The organism is Salinimicrobium oceani (assembly GCF_012037645.1).
Genome location: NZ_JAAVJR010001729.1, coordinates 1 through 264, shown reverse-complemented (window position 1 = coordinate 264; position 264 = coordinate 1). Strand labels below are relative to the sequence as shown.

The window sequence follows — 264 nt, the reverse complement described above, 5'->3', positions numbered from 1 at the left end:
GTAGAGACCATCCAGGTTGTGGGGTGGAGAAAATGTACCATACTCTAAAGCCTGATTTTATTGGGAGAGATCGTTTTGTAGAGACTTTTATGCAGTTAGGTTTCCGTCTCAAAAGAAAAAAGAATTACAGGCGCACTACTATTGCCGGCAAGATCTACTACCCAAATAAAATTAAAGGTATAGAGATCAATGCACCTTCGGTGGTGTGGCAAAGTGATATTACTTATTACAAAGTAGGAGATAAATTTTATTATGCAGTCTTTA

1 pseudogene is annotated in these 264 nt (G+C 37.5%); it reads left to right on the top strand.

The features are described 5' to 3' along the window. Positions 1–32: 32 nt before the first annotated feature. A pseudogene (locus HC175_RS23780) lies at positions 33–264 on the top strand (hypothetical protein); the annotation flags it as partial.